Source organism: Mycobacterium stomatepiae, from assembly GCF_010731715.1.
Lineage (GTDB): Bacteria > Actinomycetota > Actinomycetes > Mycobacteriales > Mycobacteriaceae > Mycobacterium > Mycobacterium stomatepiae.
The window spans coordinates 2,170,914-2,195,027 of the sequence record NZ_AP022587.1 but is presented as its reverse complement, the minus strand read 5'-3'; the positions used below and the strand labels follow the sequence as shown (position 1 = coordinate 2,195,027).

The 24,114-nt window shown below is 65.1% G+C and carries 25 protein-coding genes; 10 read left to right on the top strand and 15 right to left on the bottom strand.

Annotated features, from left to right (window positions below; all coding sequences use genetic code 11):
• Positions 1 to 224: 224 nt before the first annotated feature.
• Both G6N54_RS10410 and G6N54_RS10405 read left to right on the top strand, forming a co-directional pair.
• Positions 225 to 749, top strand: coding sequence for a nuclear transport factor 2 family protein (locus tag G6N54_RS10410; protein ID WP_163789980.1), 525 nt, complete (start codon positions 225 to 227; stop codon positions 747 to 749).
• Entirely contained in the window at positions 742 to 1,677 is a 936-nt protein-coding gene (locus G6N54_RS10405; protein WP_163789978.1) for an SMP-30/gluconolactonase/LRE family protein, read from the top strand. The genes G6N54_RS10410 and G6N54_RS10405 overlap by 8 nt, the downstream gene beginning before the upstream one ends.
• Before the next feature lie 95 nt (positions 1,678 to 1,772).
• Here G6N54_RS10405 and G6N54_RS10400 read toward each other — a convergent pair whose 3' ends face one another.
• Positions 1,773 to 2,978 carry an amidohydrolase family protein gene (locus tag G6N54_RS10400; RefSeq protein WP_232073604.1) on the bottom strand — a complete coding sequence of 402 codons (1,206 nt, stop codon included), beginning with the start codon at positions 2,976 to 2,978 and terminating at the stop codon, positions 1,773 to 1,775.
• A gap of 93 nt (positions 2,979 to 3,071) precedes the next feature.
• On the opposite strand from G6N54_RS10400, the gene G6N54_RS10395 reads away from it, so the two are divergent.
• Entirely contained in the window at positions 3,072 to 3,266 is a 195-nt protein-coding gene (locus G6N54_RS10395) for a hypothetical protein (protein WP_163789976.1), read from the top strand.
• A 4-nt stretch (positions 3,267 to 3,270) separates the two neighbouring features.
• Here G6N54_RS10395 and G6N54_RS10390 read toward each other — a convergent pair whose 3' ends face one another.
• The 4 genes from G6N54_RS10390 to G6N54_RS10375 are packed head-to-tail and all read right to left on the bottom strand — an operon-like array spanning position 3,271 to position 6,937.
• Complete coding sequence (locus G6N54_RS10390) at positions 3,271 to 4,095, bottom strand: hypothetical protein (protein WP_163789973.1); 825 nt, start codon at positions 4,093 to 4,095, stop codon at positions 3,271 to 3,273.
• Positions 4,092 to 4,691: a TetR/AcrR family transcriptional regulator gene (locus G6N54_RS10385; protein ID WP_163789971.1), complete on the bottom strand. Its 600-nt coding sequence runs from the start codon at positions 4,689 to 4,691 to the stop codon at positions 4,092 to 4,094. The genes G6N54_RS10390 and G6N54_RS10385 overlap by 4 nt, the downstream gene beginning before the upstream one ends.
• A gap of 45 nt (positions 4,692 to 4,736) precedes the next feature.
• Positions 4,737 to 5,876, bottom strand: coding sequence for an acyl-CoA dehydrogenase family protein (locus G6N54_RS10380; protein WP_163789969.1), 1,140 nt, complete (start codon positions 5,874 to 5,876; stop codon positions 4,737 to 4,739).
• A gap of 11 nt (positions 5,877 to 5,887) precedes the next feature.
• On the bottom strand, positions 5,888 to 6,937 hold the full coding sequence (locus G6N54_RS10375; protein ID WP_163789967.1) for an acyl-CoA dehydrogenase family protein: 1,050 nt from the start codon (positions 6,935 to 6,937) through the stop codon (positions 5,888 to 5,890).
• Between the two features lie 137 nt (positions 6,938 to 7,074).
• Here G6N54_RS10375 and G6N54_RS10370 point away from each other — a divergent pair, with 137 nt between their 5' ends.
• Genes G6N54_RS10370 through G6N54_RS10365 form a run of 3 tightly spaced genes read left to right on the top strand, consistent with a single transcriptional unit; the run spans position 7,075 to position 9,216 of the window.
• A complete protein-coding gene (locus tag G6N54_RS10370; RefSeq protein ID WP_163789965.1) occupies positions 7,075 to 7,869 on the top strand; it encodes an SDR family NAD(P)-dependent oxidoreductase in 795 nt (264 codons plus the stop codon).
• Positions 7,870 to 7,876: 7 nt separating this feature from the next.
• Positions 7,877 to 8,284 (top strand): protein kinase family protein, encoded by a 408-nt coding sequence (locus tag G6N54_RS30405; protein WP_232073596.1) that lies wholly within the window; start codon positions 7,877 to 7,879, stop codon positions 8,282 to 8,284.
• Positions 8,281 to 9,216, top strand: coding sequence for a phosphotransferase (locus G6N54_RS10365; RefSeq protein ID WP_232073594.1), 936 nt, complete (start codon positions 8,281 to 8,283; stop codon positions 9,214 to 9,216). The genes G6N54_RS30405 and G6N54_RS10365 overlap by 4 nt, the downstream gene beginning before the upstream one ends.
• A gap of 11 nt (positions 9,217 to 9,227) precedes the next feature.
• Here the strand turns inward: G6N54_RS10365 and G6N54_RS10360 are convergent, their stop codons facing one another.
• From G6N54_RS10360 to G6N54_RS10345, 4 genes are read right to left on the bottom strand one after another with little or no spacing between them, the layout of a single operon-like run.
• Positions 9,228 to 10,421: a cytochrome P450 gene (locus G6N54_RS10360; protein ID WP_163789963.1), complete on the bottom strand. Its 1,194-nt coding sequence runs from the start codon at positions 10,419 to 10,421 to the stop codon at positions 9,228 to 9,230.
• A 54-nt stretch (positions 10,422 to 10,475) separates the two neighbouring features.
• Positions 10,476 to 10,922 (bottom strand): VOC family protein, encoded by a 447-nt coding sequence (locus tag G6N54_RS10355; RefSeq protein ID WP_163789961.1) that lies wholly within the window; start codon positions 10,920 to 10,922, stop codon positions 10,476 to 10,478.
• A complete protein-coding gene (locus G6N54_RS10350; protein WP_232073592.1) occupies positions 10,919 to 12,160 on the bottom strand; it encodes a CoA transferase in 1,242 nt (413 codons plus the stop codon). The genes G6N54_RS10355 and G6N54_RS10350 overlap by 4 nt, the downstream gene beginning before the upstream one ends.
• Entirely contained in the window at positions 12,136 to 13,359 is a 1,224-nt protein-coding gene (locus tag G6N54_RS10345; protein WP_163789959.1) for a CaiB/BaiF CoA transferase family protein, read from the bottom strand. The genes G6N54_RS10350 and G6N54_RS10345 overlap by 25 nt, the downstream gene beginning before the upstream one ends.
• A 108-nt stretch (positions 13,360 to 13,467) precedes the next feature.
• Here G6N54_RS10345 and G6N54_RS10340 point away from each other — a divergent pair, with 108 nt between their 5' ends.
• Positions 13,468 to 14,688 (top strand): CaiB/BaiF CoA transferase family protein, encoded by a 1,221-nt coding sequence (locus G6N54_RS10340; RefSeq protein ID WP_163789957.1) that lies wholly within the window; start codon positions 13,468 to 13,470, stop codon positions 14,686 to 14,688.
• Here G6N54_RS10340 and G6N54_RS10335 read toward each other — a convergent pair whose 3' ends face one another.
• From G6N54_RS10335 to G6N54_RS10325, 3 genes are read right to left on the bottom strand one after another with little or no spacing between them, the layout of a single operon-like run.
• Entirely contained in the window at positions 14,689 to 15,807 is a 1,119-nt protein-coding gene (locus tag G6N54_RS10335; protein WP_163789955.1) for a thiolase family protein, read from the bottom strand.
• The gene (locus G6N54_RS10330) at positions 15,804 to 16,043 is read right to left on the bottom strand and encodes a hypothetical protein (RefSeq protein ID WP_163789953.1); all 240 of its coding nucleotides are present in this window, start codon (positions 16,041 to 16,043) and stop codon (positions 15,804 to 15,806) included. The genes G6N54_RS10335 and G6N54_RS10330 overlap by 4 nt, the downstream gene beginning before the upstream one ends.
• On the bottom strand, positions 16,024 to 18,102 hold the full coding sequence (locus tag G6N54_RS10325; RefSeq protein WP_232073590.1) for a CoA transferase: 2,079 nt from the start codon (positions 18,100 to 18,102) through the stop codon (positions 16,024 to 16,026). Before G6N54_RS10325 ends, G6N54_RS10330 begins: the two co-directional genes overlap by 20 nt.
• Before the next feature lie 139 nt (positions 18,103 to 18,241).
• Here G6N54_RS10325 and G6N54_RS10320 point away from each other — a divergent pair, with 139 nt between their 5' ends.
• Positions 18,242 to 19,450, top strand: a complete 1,209-nt coding sequence (locus G6N54_RS10320; RefSeq protein WP_232073581.1) for a cytochrome P450 — start codon at positions 18,242 to 18,244, stop codon at positions 19,448 to 19,450.
• 3 nt (positions 19,451 to 19,453) lie between these two features.
• Here the strand turns inward: G6N54_RS10320 and G6N54_RS10315 are convergent, their stop codons facing one another.
• The 3 genes from G6N54_RS10315 to G6N54_RS10305 are packed head-to-tail and all read right to left on the bottom strand — an operon-like array spanning position 19,454 to position 22,129.
• The gene (locus G6N54_RS10315) at positions 19,454 to 20,509 is read right to left on the bottom strand and encodes an acyl-CoA dehydrogenase family protein (RefSeq protein ID WP_163789948.1); all 1,056 of its coding nucleotides are present in this window, start codon (positions 20,507 to 20,509) and stop codon (positions 19,454 to 19,456) included.
• Positions 20,499 to 21,692, bottom strand: a complete 1,194-nt coding sequence (locus G6N54_RS10310; protein ID WP_163789945.1) for an acyl-CoA dehydrogenase family protein — start codon at positions 21,690 to 21,692, stop codon at positions 20,499 to 20,501. The genes G6N54_RS10315 and G6N54_RS10310 overlap by 11 nt, the downstream gene beginning before the upstream one ends.
• Entirely contained in the window at positions 21,689 to 22,129 is a 441-nt protein-coding gene (locus G6N54_RS10305) for an SRPBCC family protein (RefSeq protein ID WP_163789943.1), read from the bottom strand. Before G6N54_RS10305 ends, G6N54_RS10310 begins: the two co-directional genes overlap by 4 nt.
• 82 nt (positions 22,130 to 22,211) lie before the next feature.
• Here G6N54_RS10305 and G6N54_RS10300 point away from each other — a divergent pair, with 82 nt between their 5' ends.
• Together G6N54_RS10300 and G6N54_RS10295 are read left to right on the top strand one after the other, a co-directional pair.
• A complete protein-coding gene (locus G6N54_RS10300; RefSeq protein ID WP_232073579.1) occupies positions 22,212 to 23,108 on the top strand; it encodes an enoyl-CoA hydratase/isomerase family protein in 897 nt (298 codons plus the stop codon).
• An 81-nt stretch (positions 23,109 to 23,189) separates the two neighbouring features.
• The gene (locus tag G6N54_RS10295) at positions 23,190 to 24,095 is read left to right on the top strand and encodes an SDR family NAD(P)-dependent oxidoreductase (protein WP_163789939.1); all 906 of its coding nucleotides are present in this window, start codon (positions 23,190 to 23,192) and stop codon (positions 24,093 to 24,095) included.
• Positions 24,096 to 24,114 lie beyond the last annotated feature (19 nt).

The window sequence follows — 24,114 nt, the reverse complement described above, 5'->3', positions numbered from 1 at the left end:
GTGACACCCGCGGCTTGGAGGAGTTGGCGATCCATGCTTAGACAATAGAACATGATATGTTCACGTGTTTGAGTTAACTCGTCGAAGGGCGCCACATGGACTTGTTCGCCGTATCCGCGCGTTGGGGCAGCCCGACGACGTCACAGAGGTGTCGACATGGCTCGCGTCCGGTGCGGCGTCAGCGTTCGCAAGCCAGGACATCAGTGTGATGGGCGGGTGAGCCGATGACGGAAAACCGTATCGCTGAGCTTCTTTCGCGAGAGGAGATTCGAGCGCTGCCGCCCCGTTACGCCGCAGCGATCGAAACCCGCGACGTCGAGGCCATGGCAGATCTGTTCTCGCCCAATGCTCGCTTCGGTGAGTACGGGCAGGGGCCTGACGCATTGCGCACGCTGATGAGGGACAGCCTCGGTGACAGTATTCTCGCGGTGATCCTGGTGACCAACCACCTCATCGACCTGCAGGACGAGGGCCATGCGACCGGTCAGGTGTGGGCGCACTGCTACGCGCAGACCGGTGCTGCCGGGTTCGTGGACCAGCTGATCCGATACGAGGACCGCTATGAACGGGTCGGCGGGCGGTGGCTATTCGCCCACCGCCGTCACCGGCTCTGGTATGGCGTGGCACACGACAGATCCCCCCTGACGCAGCGGGCTGCGGACTGGCCCCGCAGCCAGGTCGGGGTCGGCGACATTCCACTGGCGGATCCAAAGTTCGCCGAGTGGTGGCGAGGCCAGGCCGATGAGTGAAATACGCTGCCTCGCCGATGGTTTTGCGTTCCCGGAGGGCCCGATCGCTTACCCCGACGGCTCGGTTGTGTTGTCCGAGATGGCCGCGGGCCGACTTTGGCGGGTACTGCCCGACGGAACGAGGGAACTTGTCGCCGTCGTCGGCGGCGGTCCCAATGGCGTCGGACGTCTTCCCGACGGGCGCTTGGTGGTCTGCCAGAACGGTGGTTCGACATTCGGTATCGGTTGGTGGCCATACGACTTCGACGGGTGCGCACAGTTGTTCCGGCCGGTGGGCGCGGCCGCCGACCCGGTCACGCCGCAACTTCAGCTGGTCGCAACGGACGGTTCGGTGCGCACCCTGGCGCTGGAATTCGCCACCCGGGGCGGCCGGGCGACCCCGTTGGTCCGGCCAAGCGATATATGTGTCGATGCCGAGGGCGGCTTCTACGTGACCGACGGCGGGACGACTCGGGATCGCAGCCGGGCAATGACGGGCTTGCTGTACGGGACGGCCGACGGCCGTCTCGAAGAGGTGGTCTACCCGCTCGAGATGCCCAACGGAGTTGCGCTGTCCCCGGACGGCGGCCGCGTGTACGTCGCCGAAACCCGTACCCGGCGAATATGGGAGTTCGAATTGTCCGCGCCGGGACGCGTTGCGGGTGGCCGTGGACTGGCGACAGTGCCCAGCGGGGGACCGCTGAATATCGGTGGGGCCGACGGGTTGTGCGTTGCCCGCGACGGCACGATCCTGGTGGCGACGTTGGGGGCGGGTGGTGTCACGGCATTCTCGCCCTCCGGTGGACTGCTCGGGGCACTGCCACTCGACGATCCGATGACCACCAACGTCACGCTAGGTGACGACGAACAGACTCTCTACGTCACGCTCGCATCCACCGGTCGGCTGCTGGCCATCAGCGACTGGCGTGCCGCTCTCGCGCTCGGCTAGCCCTTCTTCTCTTTATTTGCCATTTGATTGGCGAGGTTCTCGATGAAGGCGCCGTAACCGACACCGCCGTGGTCGGACATCACCGCGTCGTAGTCCTACTCCGGGGGCTCACCGTTGTTGGGTCGCCATCCCTTGTCCGCCGTGGCGGACTTGAAGCCCGCCTCCGGGAAGGCATACCAGCGCCGGGCGTTGAGTTCGACGATCTTGTGGGCGTCTTCGTCCGGCACGGTGGCCAGCATCTCCTCGGCGCGGGCGCGACTCTTGGGCCAGAACGAGTCGGAATGCGGATAGTCGCACTCCCACGTGATGTTGTCGATACCGATCTGGTGGCGCATCGCCACACCGACCTCGTCTTCGATGAAGCAGCCGGTGATGTTGCGGCGGAATAACTCCGACGGCGCAATCGTGGGGCGAATGTTCTGGTAGTACTTGTGCTTTCGCCACACGTAGTCCGCGCGTTCGACCAGGTAGGGCATCCACCCGATGCCCCCTTCCGAGAATGCCACCTTGAGGTTGGGATGCTTGTGGAACACCGGGGAGAACACCAATTCGACGGCCGCAGCCATCGACGTCGTGCCCATCAGCGTAACCATCACCGCGAACGGCGCTTCGGGGGCCGTCGACGGCGGCATCCCGCCTGATCCGAAATGCATGACGGCCGTCATGTTGGTCTCTTCCAAGGCCGACCAGACCGGATCCCAGTGCGGGGTGTGGAAACTGGGCAACCCGAGATTCAACGGGGTGTCCGGAAGACCCACGGCGCGGCAGCCTTTCGCGGCGTTGCGCTCGATCTCGGCCACCATCAGCTCGGTGTCCCAAAGCGGGCTGATCATCATCGGAATGAATCGCGCCGGATCGGTGGCGCACCACTCGTCGAGCGAGAAGTCATTCCAGGCCTGGACGCTGAGCAGGGCGAGGTCTTTGTCCGTTCCCTCGAGGAACACCGTGCCGCAGAACCTCGGGAACGAGGGGAAGCACAGCATCGCGTGGACGCCATCGATGTCCATGTCGGCCAGCCGGGCTTTCGGGTCGTAACAGCCGGGGATCATGTCGTCATAGCGCACCGGGTCGACGCCGAACTCCTCGGGCGACTTGCCCGCAACGGCGTTCAGGCCGATGTTCGGGTAGCTACGGCCCTCGTACACCCATTGGTGCACTGGCGGCTTGCCCTCGCGGGGAAATTCGACGATGCGGGGCCCGTCTTCGAGGTACTTCTTGGGTAGCCGGTCGGTCCAGACGTGCGGAGGTTCGATCAGGTGGTCGTCAACGGACAGGAGCTTCATGGCGGGTTGCAGCGGCATCGTCGATCCTTCTGCTGTTAGGCTGGATGGCGTAGAACAATTGAACAAATTCTGTTTGTTTGACTATAGCGCGGACCGACAGGAAGGGCGAGCATGGACCCCGGTGAGCGGATCCCGCACGATGACTGGGTCGACCAGGATCTCCTCACGCGCGATGAGGCCGCGGGGCGATTGGTCGACGAGATCGCCGACGTGACCCGGCGGATCGAGGCCGGCGAAGGTGACGAACTGCTGGAACGGCGATTGGCCGGTATGAAGGAGGCGCTGGCGCACTATCGCGAGCGATGACGCGTCATGGCTGCGTGATCAGGTAGGTTTCGTTGCTCAGTCCGGCGGTGAGTTCGGCGACGTCGAACGGCCGATCGAACCGACGAAACAGCTTGTCCCGATCGACGAGCCGGAGGATTTCCGGGGTTTGGCGAGCGACGAGTCGTCCGACTATCGGGTAGAGGCGGCGCATCACCGCCCGCTCCGCGCGCGTGCATCGGGAGGCGCAGTAGCCGACGTGTCCCACCTCGTCGGTGAGGATCTCGGTATAGAGCAGATCGATGCGCCCGGCCACGTCGGGTTCGTCGGCGAACAGCTCGATGCCCACGCGGCGAAGCTCATCGAACATCACGCAGCCGGCCATTTCGCCAGCCCCGACGAAGGACACTCGAAGGCGTTCCGGGACAAACACATTGAGCTTCACGAACTGTCGCATCACCATCGGCGGGGGCATGACTTGGAAAGTCAAGTCGAAGATGTCGAGGGAGTAGGCCAACAGGCGGGTGTGATAGTGCTCCTCAAGCTCGATGTAGACCCGCTCGGGCGGCAGGTTCCCGTGGCTGTTTCGCCCGTAGGTTTCGCCCAGTCCGACCCCGAAGCGCTCAGCCTGATTCATTTTGGCGGTGGCCAGCAGAAACAGCATTCTTTTGTCGAGGCCCGCCTCGGGATGACGGCGTTTGAGGTTTCGCAGAAAGGTCTCGCGATCGACGTGGTGACGAGACGTGACCGGCGTCGCGACCAAGTCGTCGAAGAACTGTTCGCGATGCTCCAGCCAACGATTGAGCAGGTCGGCGTCGCCGTCGCGGCGCGCCAGATAATCGCGATACCCCTCGATGGTGTTCTGCGTCATCTCGTCTCCATTCCTTTGACAATCGTTGTCACATAACGCCTTAGAACTTTGGATGAGCTGGCGAGATCACGCTCCCCGGAGGCCAGCAGGGCGAATATGCCGGTGCCGAAGAACACCGCGAGCTCGCTCACGTCCGCGTCGGGGTCGATTTGCCCGACCTGTTGGGCCCGGGTGAGTATCTCCACAATGTATTGAGCCAGGGGATGTTCCGCGAGTTTGTCCTCGGCGGGGCGTGAGGATGAGAAGTGCAAGCCCAGCATGTCCTGGAACACCACGGGTCCCAGTCGACGTTTCGCGGCGAGTACCCGATCAACCAGCAAAGTCAACGCCGTGGTGAGGTCATCGGGTTCAACGGCTCTCGCACGGAGATCGGCGACGATCCTGGACTCCTCTTTGCGCTGCAATTCGACGAGCACATGCTCTTTTGTCGGGAAATGAAAGTAGAAGGTGCCGCGCACCACTCCTGCCGCGCTCGCTATGGCGGCGACATCCGCGCCGGCCAGGCCGTTTCGGCCGATCTCCGTTATCGCGGTGTCGAACAGACGCGCTCTGGTTTCCAGCCGTCGAATGTCGCGGGAACTGGTCTTCGACGACATCTCGGCAGGCTACCGCCGTTTACTGACGGACGTCAATGACGAACGTCAGTGACGAGGTAGGTTGAGCACCCGTTGGGCGACGATGTTGCGCTGGATTTGCGCTGTTCCGCCGTAGATGCCTGTTGCTCGTGACCACACGTAGAGATCCCACTCCAGGCCTTCGCTCAAGACGGATGAGCTACCGCGGAGGTCCATCGTCGTGTGCCCGAATGTCTGGTCGGCCCTCGCCATCAGCAGCTTGTCGACCGACCCTTCAGCGCCGGGAAGAGCGCCTTTGACGCGGTCGGTGAGTGAGCGTTGGACCTTGACCTGCAGTGCGCGCAATTCGGTGTATGCCTCGCCGAGCCGGACCCGGGCCGACGGGGTGTCGGGCAGGCGGCCGGAACGCACGTCGTCCTCGAGGGCGCGCAACTGGACCGTGAGCCGGCTGATCCAGTTGATGTCGCTCGGTCCGCGTTCGTAGGCAAGCAACTGATTGGCGATGGACCAGCCCTGACCGCGCTCACCGAGCAGGTTCTCGGCGAGTACCTCGACGTCGGTGAAGGTCACTTCGGCGAATTCGCGGTTGCGCGCAGCGTTCACAATCGGGGATACCTCGATGCCGGGCGTCGACATCGGTACCAGCAGAACCGAAATGCCCGCGTGCTTGGCTGCCTTAGGTTCGGTGCGACACAACAGGAAACACCAATCCGCGACGGCGGCGAAACTCGTCCAGACCTTGCGCCCGTTGATTCGGAACCCAGGTTGTCCGTTGATGTCGACGGCCTCGGCTTTCGTCCTGAGGCTCGCGAGGTCCGATCCGGCCTCCGGCTCGCTAAAGCCCTGACACCACCGGACAGCGCCCGACAGCAGATCCGGCAGCAATTCGGTGCGTTGTCGATCCGAACCGAACAAGCGCAGCGCGTTCGAAAGGTGCCCGACCCCTTCGATTGGCGGGGCGCCCGAGCGGCCGAGTTCGTCGTTCAGGATGGCCTCGTAGATAGGCGATAGGCCGTGGCCGCCGTACTCGGTCGGAAATGACAGTCCGATATAGCCGGCCTCGTACAGCGTGTGGTGCCATGCGTTGGCTGCGTCGGCGCGCGCACCCGGGTCGTCGGGAATGACCGCGTGGGCTGCGTGCTCGGCGAGCCAGGTGCGCAGGCCTGCGCGGAATTCCGCTTCCTCGGGGGTGTCGGTGAAATCCATGATGCTTCCCGCTAGTTCAGATCCCGATCGGCCAGCCTCATCGCCGCGATCGCTTCATACTGGGTGACTTCGTCTCCGAATAGCCGGCGGCTCAACAGAGTTCGGCGCAACCGCAGATGTGCTGCATGCTCCCATGTGATCGAGATACCGCCGAGTACCTGCATGGCCGTCTCGACGACATCGCGTCCCGCGGCCGCGGTGTATGCCTTCGCGGTGCGGGCGGCAAGCAGAGCCTGGTCGGCCGGCAGATGGTCGACGGCCCACGCCGCGTGCCATACGCAGCTCCGCGCTCCCTCCACCCGAACGAGAGAATCGGCGAGCAGATGCTGAATCGCTTGGAAGCTACCGATTTTGACGCCGAACTGCACCCGCTCGCCGGCATAGCGAACGGCGTCGTCCAACGCGCCCGCCATCACGCCGAGCAGGTCCGCGCTGACGGCGGTCAGCGCCATCGCGCGCACGGCGCTCCACCGTTCGGCCGTGATCGGATCTCCGGTCGGCGTCATCGAGTCGACGTCAGCCGCGGTGATCCGGCACATCGAGCGGGTGAGGTCGAGTCCTGCGCTATCCGGGCAGGAGCCCAGGGGGGCGAGTGCCAGATGCCGTTCCCCGTCCGCGCGAATTGCGACCACGGCGTGCGTCGCTCCGGCCGCATCGAGTGCCACGCCATCCGCATGGGCGGAGTCCGCGAAGTCGGTGAGGTCGGTCCTCATCACCGGCGCGATCCGCAGCGCACCTTCCGAGATCAACTCGACTTCCTTGTCTGCGCCCGCCGCGTGCAGAAGCTCAGTTGCCAGCGTTGCCTGTCCAAGCGCGGGTACCGCGCTGAGCCGTCGCGCGAGTTCCTCCAGCGCAACCGCGGTCTCGACGCCGCTCGCGTCGAGACCGCATGATGCTGGGGCGCGCAGCGCAGGCAGGCCGAGTTCGACTACGCGTTGCCATTGCGCCGCGAGCCGATCACCGCAGGCGACCTCGTCGGGACTCGTTGTCGCAACGGCGTCGGCGAGGCGCGCCGCGGTGTCGCGCAGAAGTTCCTGCTCGGCCGTCAGTCCGATATGCATCCCCGTGCTGCCTAGCCGTTCCCTGACGGTGCCGGTGGTCGCATCCGATACCCCTTCCCGATGCCGAGCATCGGCGGTCTGCCATCATACTGAATGATAGAACGCATCGTGTTCAACTGTTACATCCGGAGGATTCAATGAGTCGCCTCGACGATCGGAACGCGTTGGTCACCGGTGGAGCGCAAGGACTCGGCCGGGCGATATCTCGGCGGCTGGCCGCCGAGGGCGCCCGGGTCACGATCGCCGATCTGAACGAGGACAAGGCCGCCGAGTGCGTCGACCTCATCGAGAAGGACGGCGGTACTGCGGCCTTCGTCAAGGCGAACGTCGCCAAACGTGAGGACATCGCGGCCGCCGTCAAAGCCGCCGCACACGGCGGCGAACTGCATGTACTGGTCAATGCGGCGCAGTATTTCGCGATGCCCAAGGCGCTCGAACTTGTCACCGACAAGGACTGGGAGCTATCCGAAGCGACCGGGCCCAAGGCGACTTTCCGGTTCATGCAGCTCGCGCACCCCGTTCTCAAAGCCGCCGGTAACGCCTCGGTGATCAACTTCGTCTCGGGTTCGGCGCTGGGCGGAATGGCTTACACCGCACCGTATTCTGCGGCGAAGGGCGCAATAGGCGCCTTGACGAAGGTTGCGGCCAACGAATGGGCGTCGCACGGTATCCGGGTGAACGCGGTGTGCCCGTTTGCGCTGACCGACGTGCAGCGCGACATGATCGGAACGGAATGGGACAACTACACCAGAACCGCGGAGGCCTCGCCGATGAAACGAGGCGCTGACCCCGACACCGAGATCGCGCCCGCGGTAGCATTTTTCGCCAGCGATGATGCCGCGTTCGTCACGGGCACCGTGCTGCACGTCGACGGCGGCATGACCGAGCTGTCAACCGTCGACTACTCGAAGTCGCCCGGCGTCTTCGAGTAGGCCCGCAGTGGCCGCGCCCCTGGATGACGTCGTTCACGACTGGATCACCGACCACATCGGCGAGGTGGTCAGCTTCCAACGGCAGTATCGTTGGCGGCCGGCCTGGTTCGTCGTCGCCCAGCGCGACGACCGGCAAGTCAGGCTTTACGTCCGCGGCAACCGCGACGGCTTCGGCACGATGGAAATCAGCCGGGAGGCGGAGATCCTCCGGGTGCTGCAGGCGAGTTCGATACCCGTTCCGCATATTCACGGCCTGGTCGACGGCGGCCGCGCGGTGGTGATGGACTGGTTGCCAGGTGACTCGGACCTCTCGAATGCGGACGAACACGAAGTCGATGCGGTCATGGACGGTTACGTCGACGCGCTGGTCACCGTGCACCGCATCGATCCCACGGTTTTCAGGACCTGGGCATGACCGTGCCAACGACGTCCGAGGCGATTGCGCTGGACTATTTCGAGGGTTTTGTTTCTCGATACCGTCAGCACAAGCGGCGCCCGGAACCGTTGTTGGAGTTCGCCATCGGCTGGCTGCGGCGAAACGTGCCGCAGCGTGGTTCGTCGCCCCGTTTTGTGCTAGGCGACTCCGGTCAGTTCATGCACGCCGACGGGAAGGTGACGGGCATAATCGACGTGGAGTTGGCGCACATCGGCGACGTCGCACACGATCTCGGCGGCCTGCGGCTACGCAACGCCACGGAGCCGATGGGCGACATCGGGCGCGTGCTGCAACGCTACGAACGCGTCTCCGGAGAGCCCCTGGATCTGGACGCGATCGAATACCACACCGCGAAGTTTGCATTGTGCACACCTCTCGGCCTCGTCATCGCCCTCCACCTGGACCTCGCGTTGCCCGAGATACTGCAGTACATCGAGTGGTTCCACCAGCTGTCGTTGCATGCGATCGAGTCGATCGCGCGCCAGTGCGGTGTTCGGTTGCAATCGGCGTCGTTGCCGGCGCCGGCGCCGATCGAATACTCCGGGGTGATCGCCGGGCTGCCGACGATGATCGACGCGCTCGACATGCGCGACGACGTCGCCGAATACCAGCGCGACACCGTGGGATCGGTAGCGCGCTTCTGTGCGAGGGCGAATCAGTTCTGCGGTCGGATTACATCAGCCGACTCCGACGACATCGGTGCCTTGCTCGGAAACCAACCGGTGGATCGGCAATCCGGAGATCTCATGTTGGAAAACTTCATTCGCGATGCCGGACCCGAACACGACGCAGCGCTGATCGAAGTGCTGCACAGGCGGGTTATGCGTCAGATGCTGCTGCTCGAGCCGGTGTTGGCAGCTCCCGGCGGGATCGGACACCTCGTCGCATTGCCAGACCTACTGAATCGCTAGCAGGGCGTGAATCACCGCAACGTCATCTCGACGCTGGTGTAGCCCCGGACCGTGGCGGTCAGTATCCGCTCGTGCGCGCCGATCGCGTAGTTGGGGAATTTCCTTGCCACATATTCGAAGACCATCTGCGCTTCACGGCGGGCCAACCACTGCCCCAGGCAAATGTGGATGCCCCAGCCGAAGTAGACGTCGGTGCCGCGGGGCCGGTTCAGGATGAAGCGGTCGGGATCGTCGTAGCGGCGCTCGTCGCGATTGGCGCTGCCGAGCAACAGCAGTACCCAGTCGCCGTCCTCCATCGTGGCCCCGTGCAGCTCGACCGGACGGGTGAGCGTGCGGGCCACCCAATGGCTCGGGGTGTCGTAACGCAGTGCTTCGTTGACGGCTGCCGGAATAAGGCTGCGGTCGTTGACGATTCGCCGCCACTGGTCCGGGTGGTCATGCATCGCGACCAAACCGTTGGAGATCAGCTTCTGTGTCGTCTCGGATCCAGCGGCCGACAGCAGATTGCAGAACATCAGCACCTCATGCGGCGTGAGCACGCGATCCCGGCCCACCTCGGCGTCGTGAAACGTCGCCTGCAAAACGATGCTGATCAAGTCGTCGCCCGGATTCGTGCGCCGCTGTTCGATCAGGTCGCCGACGTAGGCGCTGATCTTGCGGTTGGCTTCGATCGCACTGGGCGGCATCGCGACTTCGCCTTCGTGGCGAGTGAGGAATGCCTCCCACCAGACGCGGAGTTGCTCACGATCGCCGCGTGGCACGCCGAGGAGATCACCGATCACATCCGTGGGGACGGAGAAGGCGAATGCCTCCATGGCGTCCACGGTGCTACCCGTCTTCAACTTGTCGAGGTGGTGATCCACCACCGACTGCAGTGCGCCTTCCATCGCGGCGACCGCGCGCGGGGTGAAGAACCCTTTCAGGACGCCGCGAATGCGGTCGTGTCGGGGCGGGTCCATCGAGATGACCGAATACTTCCGACCGTCGTCATCCGGATTCTCCGGCGCGGGGCCGAGTTTCGAGGAGTACGTCTCCCAATCGCGCAGGGCGCCGGCGACATCGGCGAAGCGGGACAGCACCCACCAGCGTTGGTCCGGGTCGCGGTACACCGGCGCCTCGGCGCGCAGCCTGCGATAGACCGGATAAGGATCGTCGAAGATCGCCTTTGAGAAGGGCGAATAGCTCAACTCGCTGGTCGCGGGCACGTGCGAACTCTATCATCTGCTGAACAATTGAACGAATATTGCCTAGTTGACTGCTCATGACGGGGGAGTTCGCTCGATCAATTCGAGAAGGTTGCCGTCCGGATCGGTAAGCATCAGGCCTCGGCTCTTGCCGCTGAAGATGACGGTGCGGCCTGCCAGCAGTTGCCCGCCGTGCGCGACGATGGTGCCGGCAAGGGCGTCGACGTCGTCGACGCGGAACGACAGGTGGGTGAAGCCGAGGGCATTCATCGCGCGAGGGCCGGTGGCTCCTATTGTCCCTGGCCGGGCGTAACCGAGGAGTTCCAAACGGACGCCGTCGCGCTCCAGATACACCAGCTCGAGCACTAAGTCGTCGACATCGAGTAGGCGGGCGGTCGCGTCATCGTCGACGTACATCTGTCGAACTTTGACAAAACCCATTGCTGCACAATAGAACTCAGTCGATCGCTCGATGTCGCGCACGCACAGTCCCACATGGGTGAGGCGGTGCCCGGATGTCACGGTGCGAGCTCGTCCAAGAGCGAGTTGTGCTCGCCCAACAGCGGCGCGCGCTTAGGCGCGACCGTCGGGCTGGCGCTGAACACGTACGGTGCCCCAGGGTAGACAACCGTGCGACCGAGTTCGGCGTGCTCGACCGGCACGTGCATTCCGCGTGCCACGGTGTGCGCGTCGTCGAACGCTTCGTGCGGTGCCAGGATCGCGCCCGCCGGGAACCCGCGCCGCTGGCTTGCAATGAAGAATTCCTTCGCGGGCAAGTGAGTGGCAATCAGCGTTATGGCATCCCGTGCCGCACTGAAGATCGCCGTCGTCTCGTCGTCCTCGCCAATTGCGGACAGGTCAACAGGTTGGTCGCGGGCGGCGGCCAGTTCCAGAAAGTAGGTCTCCGGCAGCTCGTCGTTGAGTTCCAGATCGGTGAGCCACTGAATCAACCTGGTGAACTCCGCAGGCTTGCGCGGGAGCACTCCGGTGGTCGCGTAATGTCCATCCGCGCAACGTACTTGAACCGGCGAGCTCGGGGTCGGATATGCGTGGCGTCCAGTCTGCCTGACGCAGGTCGCCTGGTTGACCAGCCAGTGGTAGGTGGTTTGCTCACAGGTCACGTTGCACGCCGCCGTGACGTTGACGTCGACGAATTGACCGACACCCGTGTGATCGCGGTGGGCCAGGGCGATCAGCGTGCCGATGGCGCCGTACATGCCGCCGACATTGACGGACTGATCGCCGGCGCCACGCATCGGCGCGATTGAATGGTCGTCGTAGCCGCAGTTCCACACGGGACCGCCTCCGGCAAGCATCGTGAGATCGGTGACGGGTTCACCAGCGCGCGCACTGCCGACGCCGAACGGCGTGACCGCTACCCAGATCAGCCCGGATTGGTGTGTCGCGATGTCTTGGTAGTTGACTTCACCTTCGGCGAACGAATCGCCACCTGCGAGCACGACGTCGGAGCTGCCGATCAGCCGGCGCAGCGCACCGATATCAGCTCTTGATCCGAAATCAATAGTGACACTGCGTTTTCCGGCGTTACCGCCCCACCATCGCAGACTGCGATCGGTACCGGGCTCGTTATCGACGAACGGGGGACGATGGCGCTGTCCGGAGCCCGTCGGTGGCTCGACCACGACGACATCGGCGCCGAGTTCGGCAAGCACCCGGCCCGCGACAGGTGTGTACTGGCCGCTGATCTCGATCACCCGTAGGTCTGCCAACGCGCTCAGATCACACCTCGCTCGGTCCATGCCTTGAGCGTCTGGTCGTCGTGTCCGAGTAGATCGCCGAGTATCTCGTGATTGTGCTGACCCAACTTGGGCCCGCCGACGTCCATCGTCCACGGCGTGGCGGAGAACGTCATCGGTACACCCTCGACGCGGACTCGGCCCATGTCGGGGTGTGTCACGGTGGGGAACAAACCCATTTCGGCCAGCTCGGGATCGCCATCGATCCGCTCTTGTGGACTCTTGACCACGCTTGCCGGGATCCCTTCGTCGACCAAGTCGGCGGCGAGTGAGTGGGCATTCCGCTCAGCCGTGACAGCACCGATCAACTCGTCCAACTCGTCTTGCGATGCCAATCGCTCTGCGAGAGTGCCGAATCGATCGGATGTCAGGGCGGGCTCGTCGAGCACCTTTGCCAGCAGCGCCAACTCGCGATCGTCCCGGCAGGCAATGGCGATCCAGCGGTCGTCGCCGCGGCACGGGTAGATCCCGTGCGGTGCGCATTCGCCGAAGTCGGCTCGGTTGCCACCCGCTTTCGCGGGTCGCCCATTCACCGTCCAATCAAGGATCTCGGTGGGCAGCATTGCGATCCCCGCGGGCACCGTCGCCAAGTCGACGTGCTGCCCTTCGCCGGTGCGTTCGCGATGGTGCAGCGCCGCCATGATCGCCACGGTCATGTAGAACGCGGATCCGTGGTCCATGTAGGAAAATCCCCAGCCCGCCGGTTCCGCATCGGGTAGCCCCGAGGTGTAGGTGAGACCACTCACCGCTTGCACAATCGGGCCCCAGGTTTTGAAGTCACGGTACGGGCCGGTGCGACCGAACCCGCAGTTGGACACGTAGACGATGTCGGGTTTGATCCGGCGAAGGTCCTCGTAGCCGAATCCGCGATGCTCCAACGCTCCCGCGGCAAAGTTCTCGCAGACGACGTCACTGATGGCGACGAGTTCGCGCAGCAGCTGTTTGCCCTCGTCGAATCGAAGGTTGATCGTCACGCCGTACTTACCCGTGTTGTGGTTGTTGAACCCCGCGCCGAGGTCTACGCCACGACGTTCATCGACATACGGGCCGACAGTGCGCAGTGCGTCCCACGTGCCTCGCGTTGCCGGATCCTCTACGCGGATGACGGTCGCGCCGAATGCGGCGAGGATCTTTGTCGCGCCGGCGCCCGCCAGCTGCCCACTGAGATCGCACACTCGAAGGTGGGACAACGCGCCAGTCACGAACCCACCATATCGCAAATGGACATTATCTGTTCTATTGTTTAAAGACGGTTGGTAGTCCGGCGTTAGGTCGCCGACACAGACGGTGGAAAGAGGAGCAGATACGTGATGAGCGGACCGATGTCCGGGGTGCGTGTCCTCGAGGTCGCCCAATGGACGTTCGTGCCCGCCGCCGGTGCGGTCCTGGCGGATTGGGGCGCCGACGTCATAAAGATCGAACACCCCCAAACCGGTGATTCGCAGCGCGGGTTGCGCCAGCTGGGCCACATCGAGATCGCGGGCGACCGCAACCCGGTCATGGAGCACGCCAACCGTGGGAAACGCTCTGTCGCTCTTGATATTTCCACCCCGAGCGGGCATGACCTATTGATGGATATCGCCAAGTCGAGCGACGTGTTCCTGACGAACTTCCTGCCCGACGCACGTAGGAAGCTGCGGATCGACGTCGACGACCTACGAGCAGTCAACCCGAACATCGTGTACGCGCGGGGAAGTGCATACGGACCTCTGGGCCCTGATGCCGCAAGCGGCGGCTACGACATGACGGGGTTTTGGAGTCGCGCGGCAGGAGCACTGGGTTCCACACCGTGCGACCTCGACGGCGTGGTGCCGCAGCCAGGGCCGGCCTACGGAGATTCGATCGGTGGGATGACGATCGCCGGTGGGATCGCCGCCGCGCTGTACGAGCGGGAACGGACGGGCCACGCGCGGGTCGTGGACATCTCGCTGCTGGGCGTCGGGGTATGGGCGTCCGGTGTGGCCATCAACGCCGCTCTCGTGAGCGGTGAGCCATGGCAGACCAATCCCGCCGGCGCCAACGTCACACCCAACAACCCGCTCGTCGGGTTCTACCGCACCTCGGACGGTCGTTTCCTCGGGCTATCGATGCTGCAGGGGTTCCGTTACTTCGGTGAATTCTGTCACCGGGTCGGCGCCGCCGAACTCGCCGCCGACGAGCGGTTTGCCAGCCATGCGGCACTTGCGGCCAACGCGCCCCAGGCGATTGAGGTGCTGCGCAAGGTGATTGGAGCCCAGCCGTTGGACCACTGGCGGAGAGCCCTCGACGGATTCGGCGGTCAGTGGGCACCGGTGCAGAACACGGTAGAGGTAGCCGCCGATCCGCAGGTACGGATAAACGGCAACATCGTTGCGGTGGAACACCATGGCGAGACGTTCGACCTCGTTGCCAGCCCGGTGCTCTACGACGAGACCCCACTTGCTTTGCACCCGATGCCCGAGTTCGCCGCTCACACAGAGGAACTCATTCTCGAGGCCGGTGGGGATTGGGACCGCATCATGGCGCTCAAAGAGAGTGGCGTCATCGCGTGATCAGCCGCTGAGCACAGCAGCCGCACACGATCCGCCGCCGCCAACCGCCTGAACCAAGCCGATTCGGGGCTCGCGAACCTGTCGCGCACCGGCCTCACTGCGGAGCTGACAGACGATCTCGGCGGCTTGCGCCAGACCGGTCGCGCCGATCGGATGACCACGTGCGATGCACCCACCGTCGGTATTGGTAGGCAGCGCACCGTCATTGGCAAGGCCGCCCGACTCTGCCAGCTTCCGCAGTCCGGCCGAATCCGCCAGGCCCATCGCGATCAGCGCGGTGATCTCCTCGCTGGCGCACATGTCGTGCAGCGACACCACATCGATGTGGTGCGGCTCGATACCAGCGGCCGTGTACGCCCGCCGGGCGGTGACGCCCAGCTGCGACGGCGGTCCAACGACAGGGCCGACGAGCGGCCACTCCGGATCGGCGGGCCAACTGGTCTGCTCGATCGAAAGCACCGACACCGACCGGGGCCGCGGTTCGGCGGTGACGACGACGGCGGCACCGCCGTCCACCGACGCGTGACACATCATCTTCGTCAGAGGTTCCGCCACCATGCGGGCGCCGAGGACCTGCTCGACGGTCACCGGGTCGGCACTGCGCCGCGCCGCGAGCGGGTTCAGCCGGGCCTGGTTGTGGGACTTGGCCGCAACGGCGGCAATCACCTCGGGGCCGCAGCCGGAGTCGTGGAGCCACCGCGCCGCTTCGATCGCGTAATGGGTCTGCGGCGGGAAGCGGTCCCAGAATCCGACCGGGGCCGGCACCACGCCGCCCGGCTCCAAAGCGGTGGTCTTCTCGTAACCGATCGCCAACGCGACGTTGCATCGCCGCGATGCCACCGCCCAGACGGCGTGCCGTAGTGCAACGAGCCCGCCGGCCGAGGCGCTTTCGATCGCGGTGACGGGAACACCGGTGCGGCCCAACTCAAGAGCCACCCTCGTTCCGGTCTGCGGTGGCGCCAACGCCGAGGCCGTGAACACCTCGCCGACGTCTTCGTAGCTGAAATCCGCATCTGCCAATGCCTTTCGAGCCGCCGCTACACCGAGTTCGGCCAGCGGCGTGTCGCCGTGCCGTCCGAACTCGGTCACCCCGACGCCGCTGAGGTGGACACCTGTCACGAGGCACTCTTCGAGAACATCTCGACGGGTTCACCATCGAGCGTGCGCGTCACCAAGCGTCCGACGGTGCCCGGCGCGGGGCGGGCACCGTCGACGAGCACCTGGAGCCGCCCGTCGGCGGTGTCGACCCAGGCCACACTGAAGCCCTCCGCCCCGTACTCGGAGAACGGCGACTTTGACGGTATGAAAGTCGAGGACCACACCGTGGCGGCCCGATCAGGTGGCGATGTCGGCATGCTTGATCCTCGAGTGATCGGTGTTGGAACTTCCCAAAGCAGGAGGCGGTGCAAGCGCCACGGGGCCTTCGCCGGTGAAACGCCATGGCAGCCCGACCAGACGTGCGGTGCCGAGATCCGGATCCGGATGGTCGATTTCGGGGAAGAACCCCCGCGCGTTGAGGTGGGCATCGGTGATGAGTTCCTCGGCTCGGCGCACCACAGCCGCCTCGATGCCGGCGGTCCGCAATTTGTGGGTGGCGTCCTCGGCGCGGTTGGTGGCGACCATAGCGGCTACGAAATCAACCGAATCCTGTTCGCATTGCTCGCCGCACAATTCGGCGACAACCCAACGAACGTCCGTGGCGCGGTGTACCACGCGCCGCACCTGCTCGTCGACGGTTGGTCGGCCGGTGGACGCGGCCGCGAGGAATTCCGACACCGTCGAGGCGACGACTTCGGCCATCGACAGATCGACCACCGCGCCGGTCGAACGGCGCGGCCCGAGTGCCCATGCGGCGACGACCACGGCGCCTACTACCGACGACAAGGGGTCGGCGAGGACCGTGCCCAGGCGGGCGGCTGTGCCGTCTGCCGACGTGCAGAGTCCGGCGAGGCCGCCATAGGCCTGAACGTTGTTGGCGTACAAGCGGTATCCCGCGGGCGGGCCGTCGGACCCGAAGCCGGAAACCCTCAGCGCCAGTCGGCCGGAGCCGGCGAGCAGCTCCGGATCGACCGCCAGGCGGTGCAGCCGCGAATTCCCGACATTCTCGATCAGCACATCGGACTCGGCGACGACCGCGGCCACATCTTGGCTCGCGTGGGACGGGTCGAGTAGCACGCTGTGCTTGGAGTGATTCGCGACGGCAAAGTAAGCTCCGCGCTCAAGCCCCGCGACCCCGTCCGCGAAGGGTCCGCTGCGGCGGTAGATATCGAGACGCTGCGGATCCTCGACCCGGGTGACAAGGGCGCCCATCGCCCCGAGCAGCGCGCCGACGATGGGCCCCGCGAGCACATGGGTGAGTTCGGCGATCCGCAGGCCGGCAAGACCCGGTCGCGACGGCGCACCGGACGCACCGGGGCTGACCGACCACGGCGGACCCAGCACCACCGCGTCGTAACCGGCCAGCTGTGTTTTCTGCAGGGAGCCACGATGTGCGAGTTGCGGCGATGTCAACAGTTCAGCGGGGTGGTTCACCGGAGTAGACGGCACGCCGTTGGCCTGCAACACAGACGCGCAGTCCGCCTTCAATCTGCTTGCGGTCCAATCAGTGACGCGAGAATTGATCAGTTCCGCGTGCTCGATGCGGGCGCCACGTTCGTCGAGTCCCGTGGCCCAGTCGGGGTCGCCGAGCGCGGCACGCAGCCCCTTCCACTGATGGTTTTCCACCGCGGTGATTCGTACCAGGCCGTCGCGGCAGGCGAAGGCGCCCGACGGGGCCAGATACCGCCCGCTGCCTGCGCGCCCGGGGCATCGGTACAGCAGATGCGCGCACTCGGGCAGCGCCGCGGTGAAGATCACCGCTTCCTGGGCCGAGACATCGATAGTCACCGCGCCGCCCTCGCGATTGTGTCGATCCAATCCATGCAAAGCTGCGAGTGCTGCCACCGCTCCGACGGCTTTCGAGGCGACGTAACCCGGTGCGGGCACCGGGGTTCCGTGTGCGTCCTCGATGGTGGCCAACAGGCCGCCGCTCGCCTGCGCAGTGATCTCGCCTCCCGGACGATGGTGGTGCGGTCCGTCGGCGCCGAACGGTGAAACAGAGACGAATACGCCGTCTGCCGTCGGGTCGGGAGGTGGGTACGCGCCATCGGCGATGACGATGTCGTAGTCACCGAGGTTCGGATCGGATGCCAGTACGCGCTTCGGCCGGTCGAGGACGAGTTCGACCGCCGCGACCGGTCCGGTGGGCGTATCGACGAGCGGGCCCGCGCGGCGCGGCTGGGTCGACGGGGGCCGGGCCACATCGGCGCCGAGGGTGGCGAGTAGGGTCGCCGCGGCCGAACCTGCGATACCGTCGCCGATGTGCAGGACCCGCAATCCGGACAGGAAGCCCGATGGAAGTGCGGCGTCGGTCACCCTTCGTCAGCTCCTGCGGTCGTGAGGTTGTCAGCGATAGGACAATTGAACAGTAATCGTTACATTGATGTCCATCCCGCATGCCACGGCAAAGGGTTCACAGATTCACACAATCTGTTCTATTGTCTATCCTATGGCGATGACCACAGCGCGGTCTGACGCGCGTTTCGAGGATGCCTCTTTCTACCTCGGCGACCCCAACGCGACGTTCCGGCAGCTGCGCGAGACCGATCCCGTGCACTGGTACGAGCAGGGAAGATTCTGGGTGATCACCAAATACGAGGACATCAAGACGATCTCGGCGCGGCCGGAGAAATTCAGGTCCGAACGCATCGCGATCATGATGGATCTGATCGCCCATCGCGAGGGCCGGGACCCCCAGAATTACGGGGGTAGAGGCATCCTTTTCATGGACCCACCGGAACATCGTGCTCATCGCAAGGTGATTGGCGTGCGGTTCACACCGGCGGCCGTCGCAAAGCTCGAAGCACGGGTACGCGAGGTGATCGCGTCGATCTTCGACGGGCTCCCCGACGGCGAGTTCGACTGGATCGAGCGCGTCGCGGAGCCCTTTCCCGTCTACGTTTTCGCCTACCTGCTCGGTGTTCCGGAGGCGGACTGGCCGAAGGTGGCGGCGTGGGCCACCACGATCGCCAAGGTGGGTAGCGGCGTCGCCGACGACGGTGACATGGAGACCATCTTTGGTGAGGTGGCACCCTATCTGATGGCGCTGGTTGCCGAGCGCTCCAAGGACCCCACCGACGATCTGCTGTCGATGCTGTCGCAGGTGCGCATCGATGGCGAGCCGTTCAACGAGATTCAGGTGATGACGTATGCGCTGACACTGCTGGCCGCGGGCAGCGAGACGACGCAGAGCGTGATCGCCGGCATCGCCGCGTGTTTCGCTATGCACCCGGACCAGGCCGCGCAGGCCTTCGCCGAACCGAAAGTGGGCGACAACGCCGTCGAGGAAGTCCTGCGGTGGTGGACGCCGGTGATGAGTATGGCGCGCCAGGCGGCTCACGACGTCGAGGTCCGAGGCGTCACCATCCGCGAAGGCGACGGTCTGCTGCTGGCCTACGCGTCGGCCAATCGGGACGCCGACCACTGGGGTTCGACCGCTGAATCCTTCGATGTGCACCGGGCCGATGCAGCCAGTCATCTCGGTTTCGGTGTGGGAGAGCATTTCTGCATGGGAGCCGCCCTTGCCCGGCGCGAAGCACGCTTCGTCCTCGACGAGATGATCAAGCGTGCCAAAGGTTTACGCGTCACCGGCGAGGGTGTGCTTCGGCCGTCGGCGCTGGTGCACACCTACGACCGTCTTCCGGTCGTACTCGACTACCGCTGAGACTCAGCGGGTCCGGAGCCACGCCGCGACGACGGCACGATGCCGGTCGCGGGGACCCAGCAACGCCACCCGGGTCGCCGCCTGGCGCAGGTGCACGTGGGCGTCGTGCTCCCAGGTGTACGCGATTCCGCCGAACACTTGAATGGCTCCTTCCGGTACTCGTCGCAACGAGTCGACCGCCCAGAAGACCGCCAACGACAGCAGCGGGTCGGCGTCGGGGTGTTGCAGTTCGCAGGCGTCGGCGGCGCGATTCACCAGAGCTCGGGCAATCTCGATCACCGTACGTTGGTCCACCAGGCGGTGTTTGATCGCTTGTCGCGTCCCAATCGGGCGCCCGAACGTGACCCGCATCTTCGCATACTCGACCGCGGCGTCATTGGCCGCCGAGGCGATCCCGACCAACTCCGCCACCGTGGCGAGCCGCATCCTGTTGACCGCGTCGTGATACCGGCGGATAGCGGTTGCGCCCGTGGCGACCGCACGGAGTGGAGCGTCAACGAGGGCGATGCTCGCCGCAGGATTGTGATCCAAAGGTCGCTCGGATTCCCGCTGCACGCCCGGTCCGTTGGCGTCCACCACGCCCAGGATGGAGTCTCCGTCTTGTCTCCCCAGGACGAGCAGCCTGTCGGCGGCACCGCCGAACGGCACCGCCGGCCAACCTCCGCTGACGCTGTCGGCGTTCACCTTCGCGTCGGTGTCGTCGAGGGCCAGAGTGACACCGTCGGAGCAACGCTGCTCGCACCACTTCGCGGCCGCCACCGCGGCAAGCGGCACGGGCAGTGCCGCGGCACCGGCGGCCTCGACGAGCACACACAGCTCGCGCAGGCCGCCACCTCCGCCGCCCTGCGATTCGGCGACCAGAACATCCGGCCACCCCATTTCGGCGACGACCTTCCAGAGGTCTTCGTCGAAGGACGGCCCCGGCCCGTCGAGCAGTCCGCGGGTGCGCTCGACGCTCCAGATCCGGCCCAGCAGTTCGTCAGCGGTTGTTCGCAGTTGCGCGAGCTGGGCTGCGGTGTCGGCAATGTCGTGCAGCGATGGCTCGGGATCACGGGTCACGGGGAAGCCCCAGCAGTCTCTCGGCGATGACGTTTCGCTGGATTTCCGAGGTGCCCGCCCCGAACGTCGCGGCCCGCATCAGCAGGTAGCTCTTGGCGACATTGCCGTGCTTGGCGGCGGACGGTGAACCAGGCTCCAGGATCCCCGCGGGGCCGGCCAGGTCGAGGCCGAAGTTCGCCATCGCCTGATCGACCTCGGAAGTCAGCAATTTGGCAACCGATGCTTCCGGTCCCGGGCTGACCCCGCGAATGCCGGCGGCGGTCGCCTGGGACGAGATCTGGCGCAACGCCTCCACCTGGGCCGCGAAACGCACCAGGTGGTCGGTGATGTAGTCGTCGGCTCGACCACTGTCGTTCAGCGCACCACTGTCTTTTGCCATCTCGATCAGGATGTCGAGCCGACGCTCGATGCGATGGGTGCGGCTCTGACCGACCCGCTCGTAGCCCAATGTCGACTTCGCCACCCGCCAGCCGTCGTGCAGTGGACCCAGCACGTTGCTCAGGGGCACGCGGACATCGTCGAAGAAGACCTCGCTGAACTCGGAGTCTCCGGAGATTTGGCGGATGGGCCTGACGTCGATGCCCGCCGAGGCGAGGTCGGCAAGGATGTAACTGATTCCCTTGCGGGGATCGGCATTCGGATCGGTTCGAGCGAGCAGGTAGATGCGGTTCGCGTAATGCGCTTTGGACGTCCATACCTTCTGACCGCTGACGACCAGCTCGTCACCCTCGACCCGCGCTCGGGTGGTCAGCGAGGCGAGGTCGCTGCCCGCGTCGGGTTCGCTGAATCCCTGACACCACACGTCTTCGGCGGACAGGATGCGCGGCAGGTAGTAGTCGCGCTGTTCCGCAGTGCCCCACTGGATGATCGTGGGGCCGAGCTGGTTGATGGCGCTGCGATTGATCGGCTCGGGTGCGCGGACCGCGGCCAGCTCGGCGGCGAAGATCAGTTGCTGCACCGGCGTGGCGCCGCGCCCGCCGAACTCGGTCGGCCAGGAGATGGCAGCTAGTCCGGCATCGTGAAGGCGCCGCTGCCACAGGCGCATTCGATCCAGTCGTGCGGACTCGGTGCGAGCTCTCGACCGGATTTCTGAGTCCAGCGCGATGGTCAGGAACTCGCGCACATGGTCACGAAACGCCCGATCTGCCGCTGAAAGCGGTACGCCGTAGTCGTGCTCGGTCACGTTCGGCCCCCCGCGGCGGCCGCGTCGGCCAACCAGCCGGCCATCATGTCGTAGACGGCCTCGATTGATTCGCGCGCCGCCGCGGCGTCGTTCTCGGTCGACCCGATCGGGTCGTAGTCCACGTTCCACGTAACGGTTGCTTTACTGGCGTCCACTTCGGGTCGAACCTCGACGAGCGCCTCGAATCGGCTTACCGGCAGCGGGTTTCCGGCAATCGAGTAGCCGAGCTGCATGCCGCGCTCGTCGAGATGCGTCAGCGTTTCGACTACCGGCACGACGCCACCGCCGTGGATCGACCGGCTCATACCGACGCCAACACCCTCGACGTCGACACGCACCGCAACCGGAATCCAACTGACGTCGGCGAAATCGGCCAGCAGCGTCCAGACGGTCGCGGCGGGTGCATCGACGCTCTTGTTGATCGCGATTCGAGGCATGGGCGAACATTATCAGTGGTGAACACTTAATCGGATAGTGTTCTTGTGTGCAGCGCCGTTGGCGCATCGGAGAGGCGGCGTGATGGGCGACGACACGAGCGACGGCGACGAATTCTTGGTCGACGAGGACTGGGTCCGCTACGAGGTCGTCGAACCCCACATCGCCGTCATCACCATCAATCGGCCCGATCGGCGAAACGCGATCCTGTCGCCGGATATGCACGGATTGTTCAAGGATCGATTGGATCGTGCCGAGGCAGACGACGAGGTCAAGGTCGTGGTGCTGGCGGCCGTCGGGAAGGACTTCTCCAGCGGCGACGATGTCCGGCGACTGCCGGTCGAACAAGCCGGACTGACCAAGGGTAAACGGCTGCCGCAGACGGCGAGGCTGGGCAACGCCCGACGCCTGCACCGGCACCTGACGAACTGGCTCGAGTTCCCGAAGACGGTCATCGCCGCCTGCCAGGGCGCCACTGTCGGCGCCGGGATGAATCTGGCATTGGCGGCCGACATCCTTGTGGTCTCCGACGACATGTACATCGCCCGGCCGCAGGCGCGGATCGGGTTCGCCGGCTTCTCCACGGCCATGCCGCTCACGCTGCTCAAGCTCGGCCCGAACCGCGGGTACGAGGCCATGATCACCGGGCGGAAGGTGCGCGCCCCAGAGCTGAAGGAATGGGGAGTCGCCGCCTCCGTGGTCCCCGCCGACGCGCTGCGCGACGAGGCAATGCGCTACGCGCGAGCGATCGCACACCACTCGGCCGACGGCCTGATGATCGGCAAGCACGCGCTGATCACGTTCTGGAATGCCGTCGGCATGGCGCAGTTCGCAGATTGGGTTCCGATGGGGCACAGCGTATTCACGAACCTTGCCTGGCGAGACGACGAATTCAATTTCATGAAGGAGCGCACGGCGCGCGGCGCGCGGGAGGCGATGGCCGAACTCGAGCGCCGATACGCCGAATGGGGTTTCGAATGACCGCGGTCACGAGCAGGCCGAACACATATACAGTTCATGCCTAGTTGTCTTGTAGCTGAGGCGAAAGATCAGGAGGCGAGCATGGGCGTTCTCGACGGTCGCAGAGCCCTGGTGACCGGTGCCGGTCGCGGCATCGGTGCCGCGGTGGCGGAAGGTCTGGCCGCCGAAGGCGCCACCGTGATGGTTTCCGATGCGGGGGTCGCCGTGGACGGCAGCGGCCACGACGCCGGCCCCGCCGAGAGTGTGGCCGCGGCCATCAACGAGCGCGGTGGCAAGGCATTCTCCGATGCCACCGATATCACGGACTTCGCCGCCTGCGAGGAGCTGATCAATCGGGCGGCGGCGACGCTGGGTGGCTTGGACGTCATGGTGAACGCCGCAGGCATCCTGCGCGACGGCATGGTCTTCAAGATGAGCGAACAGGACTTCGACTCCGTGATCGCGGTGCATCTGAAGGGCACGTTCAACCTGACGCGGCACGCCGCCGCCTGGTGGCGGGAGAATCGCGGCGGCCAATACCGCCTGATCAACTTCACCTCGATGTCCGGCCTGCAAGGTGCGCCGAGCCAACCCAATTACGCCGCCGCCAAGATGGGCATCGTTGGGCTGACGTTTTCGTGCGCCAACGCGCTCAAGGGCTACGGGGTGCGCTCCAATGCCGTTGCCCCGATCGCCGGCACTCGGATGACCCAGGGGATCAAGGGCGGCGGCAGCATGGACTACTCGTCGGAGAATCGACGCCTTGCTCCCGAGAACGTGGTGCCTCCCGTCGTGTACCTCGCCAGTGAGCAATCGGAATGGCTCAACCGACGGGTGATTTTCGCCGGCAACGGCCGAATCAGTCTGATGTCCAATCCAGTGGTGGAACGCGAGATCGTGTCGGCGTTGGGGACGTGGGACATCCCGACTGCATTTACCGAAATCGAGACCTCGTTCAAGGAAGCGGTCCTGTACCCCAACATCTTTGACAAACCACCCGCGAGCTGAGCACCGAAAGGGGTGCGCG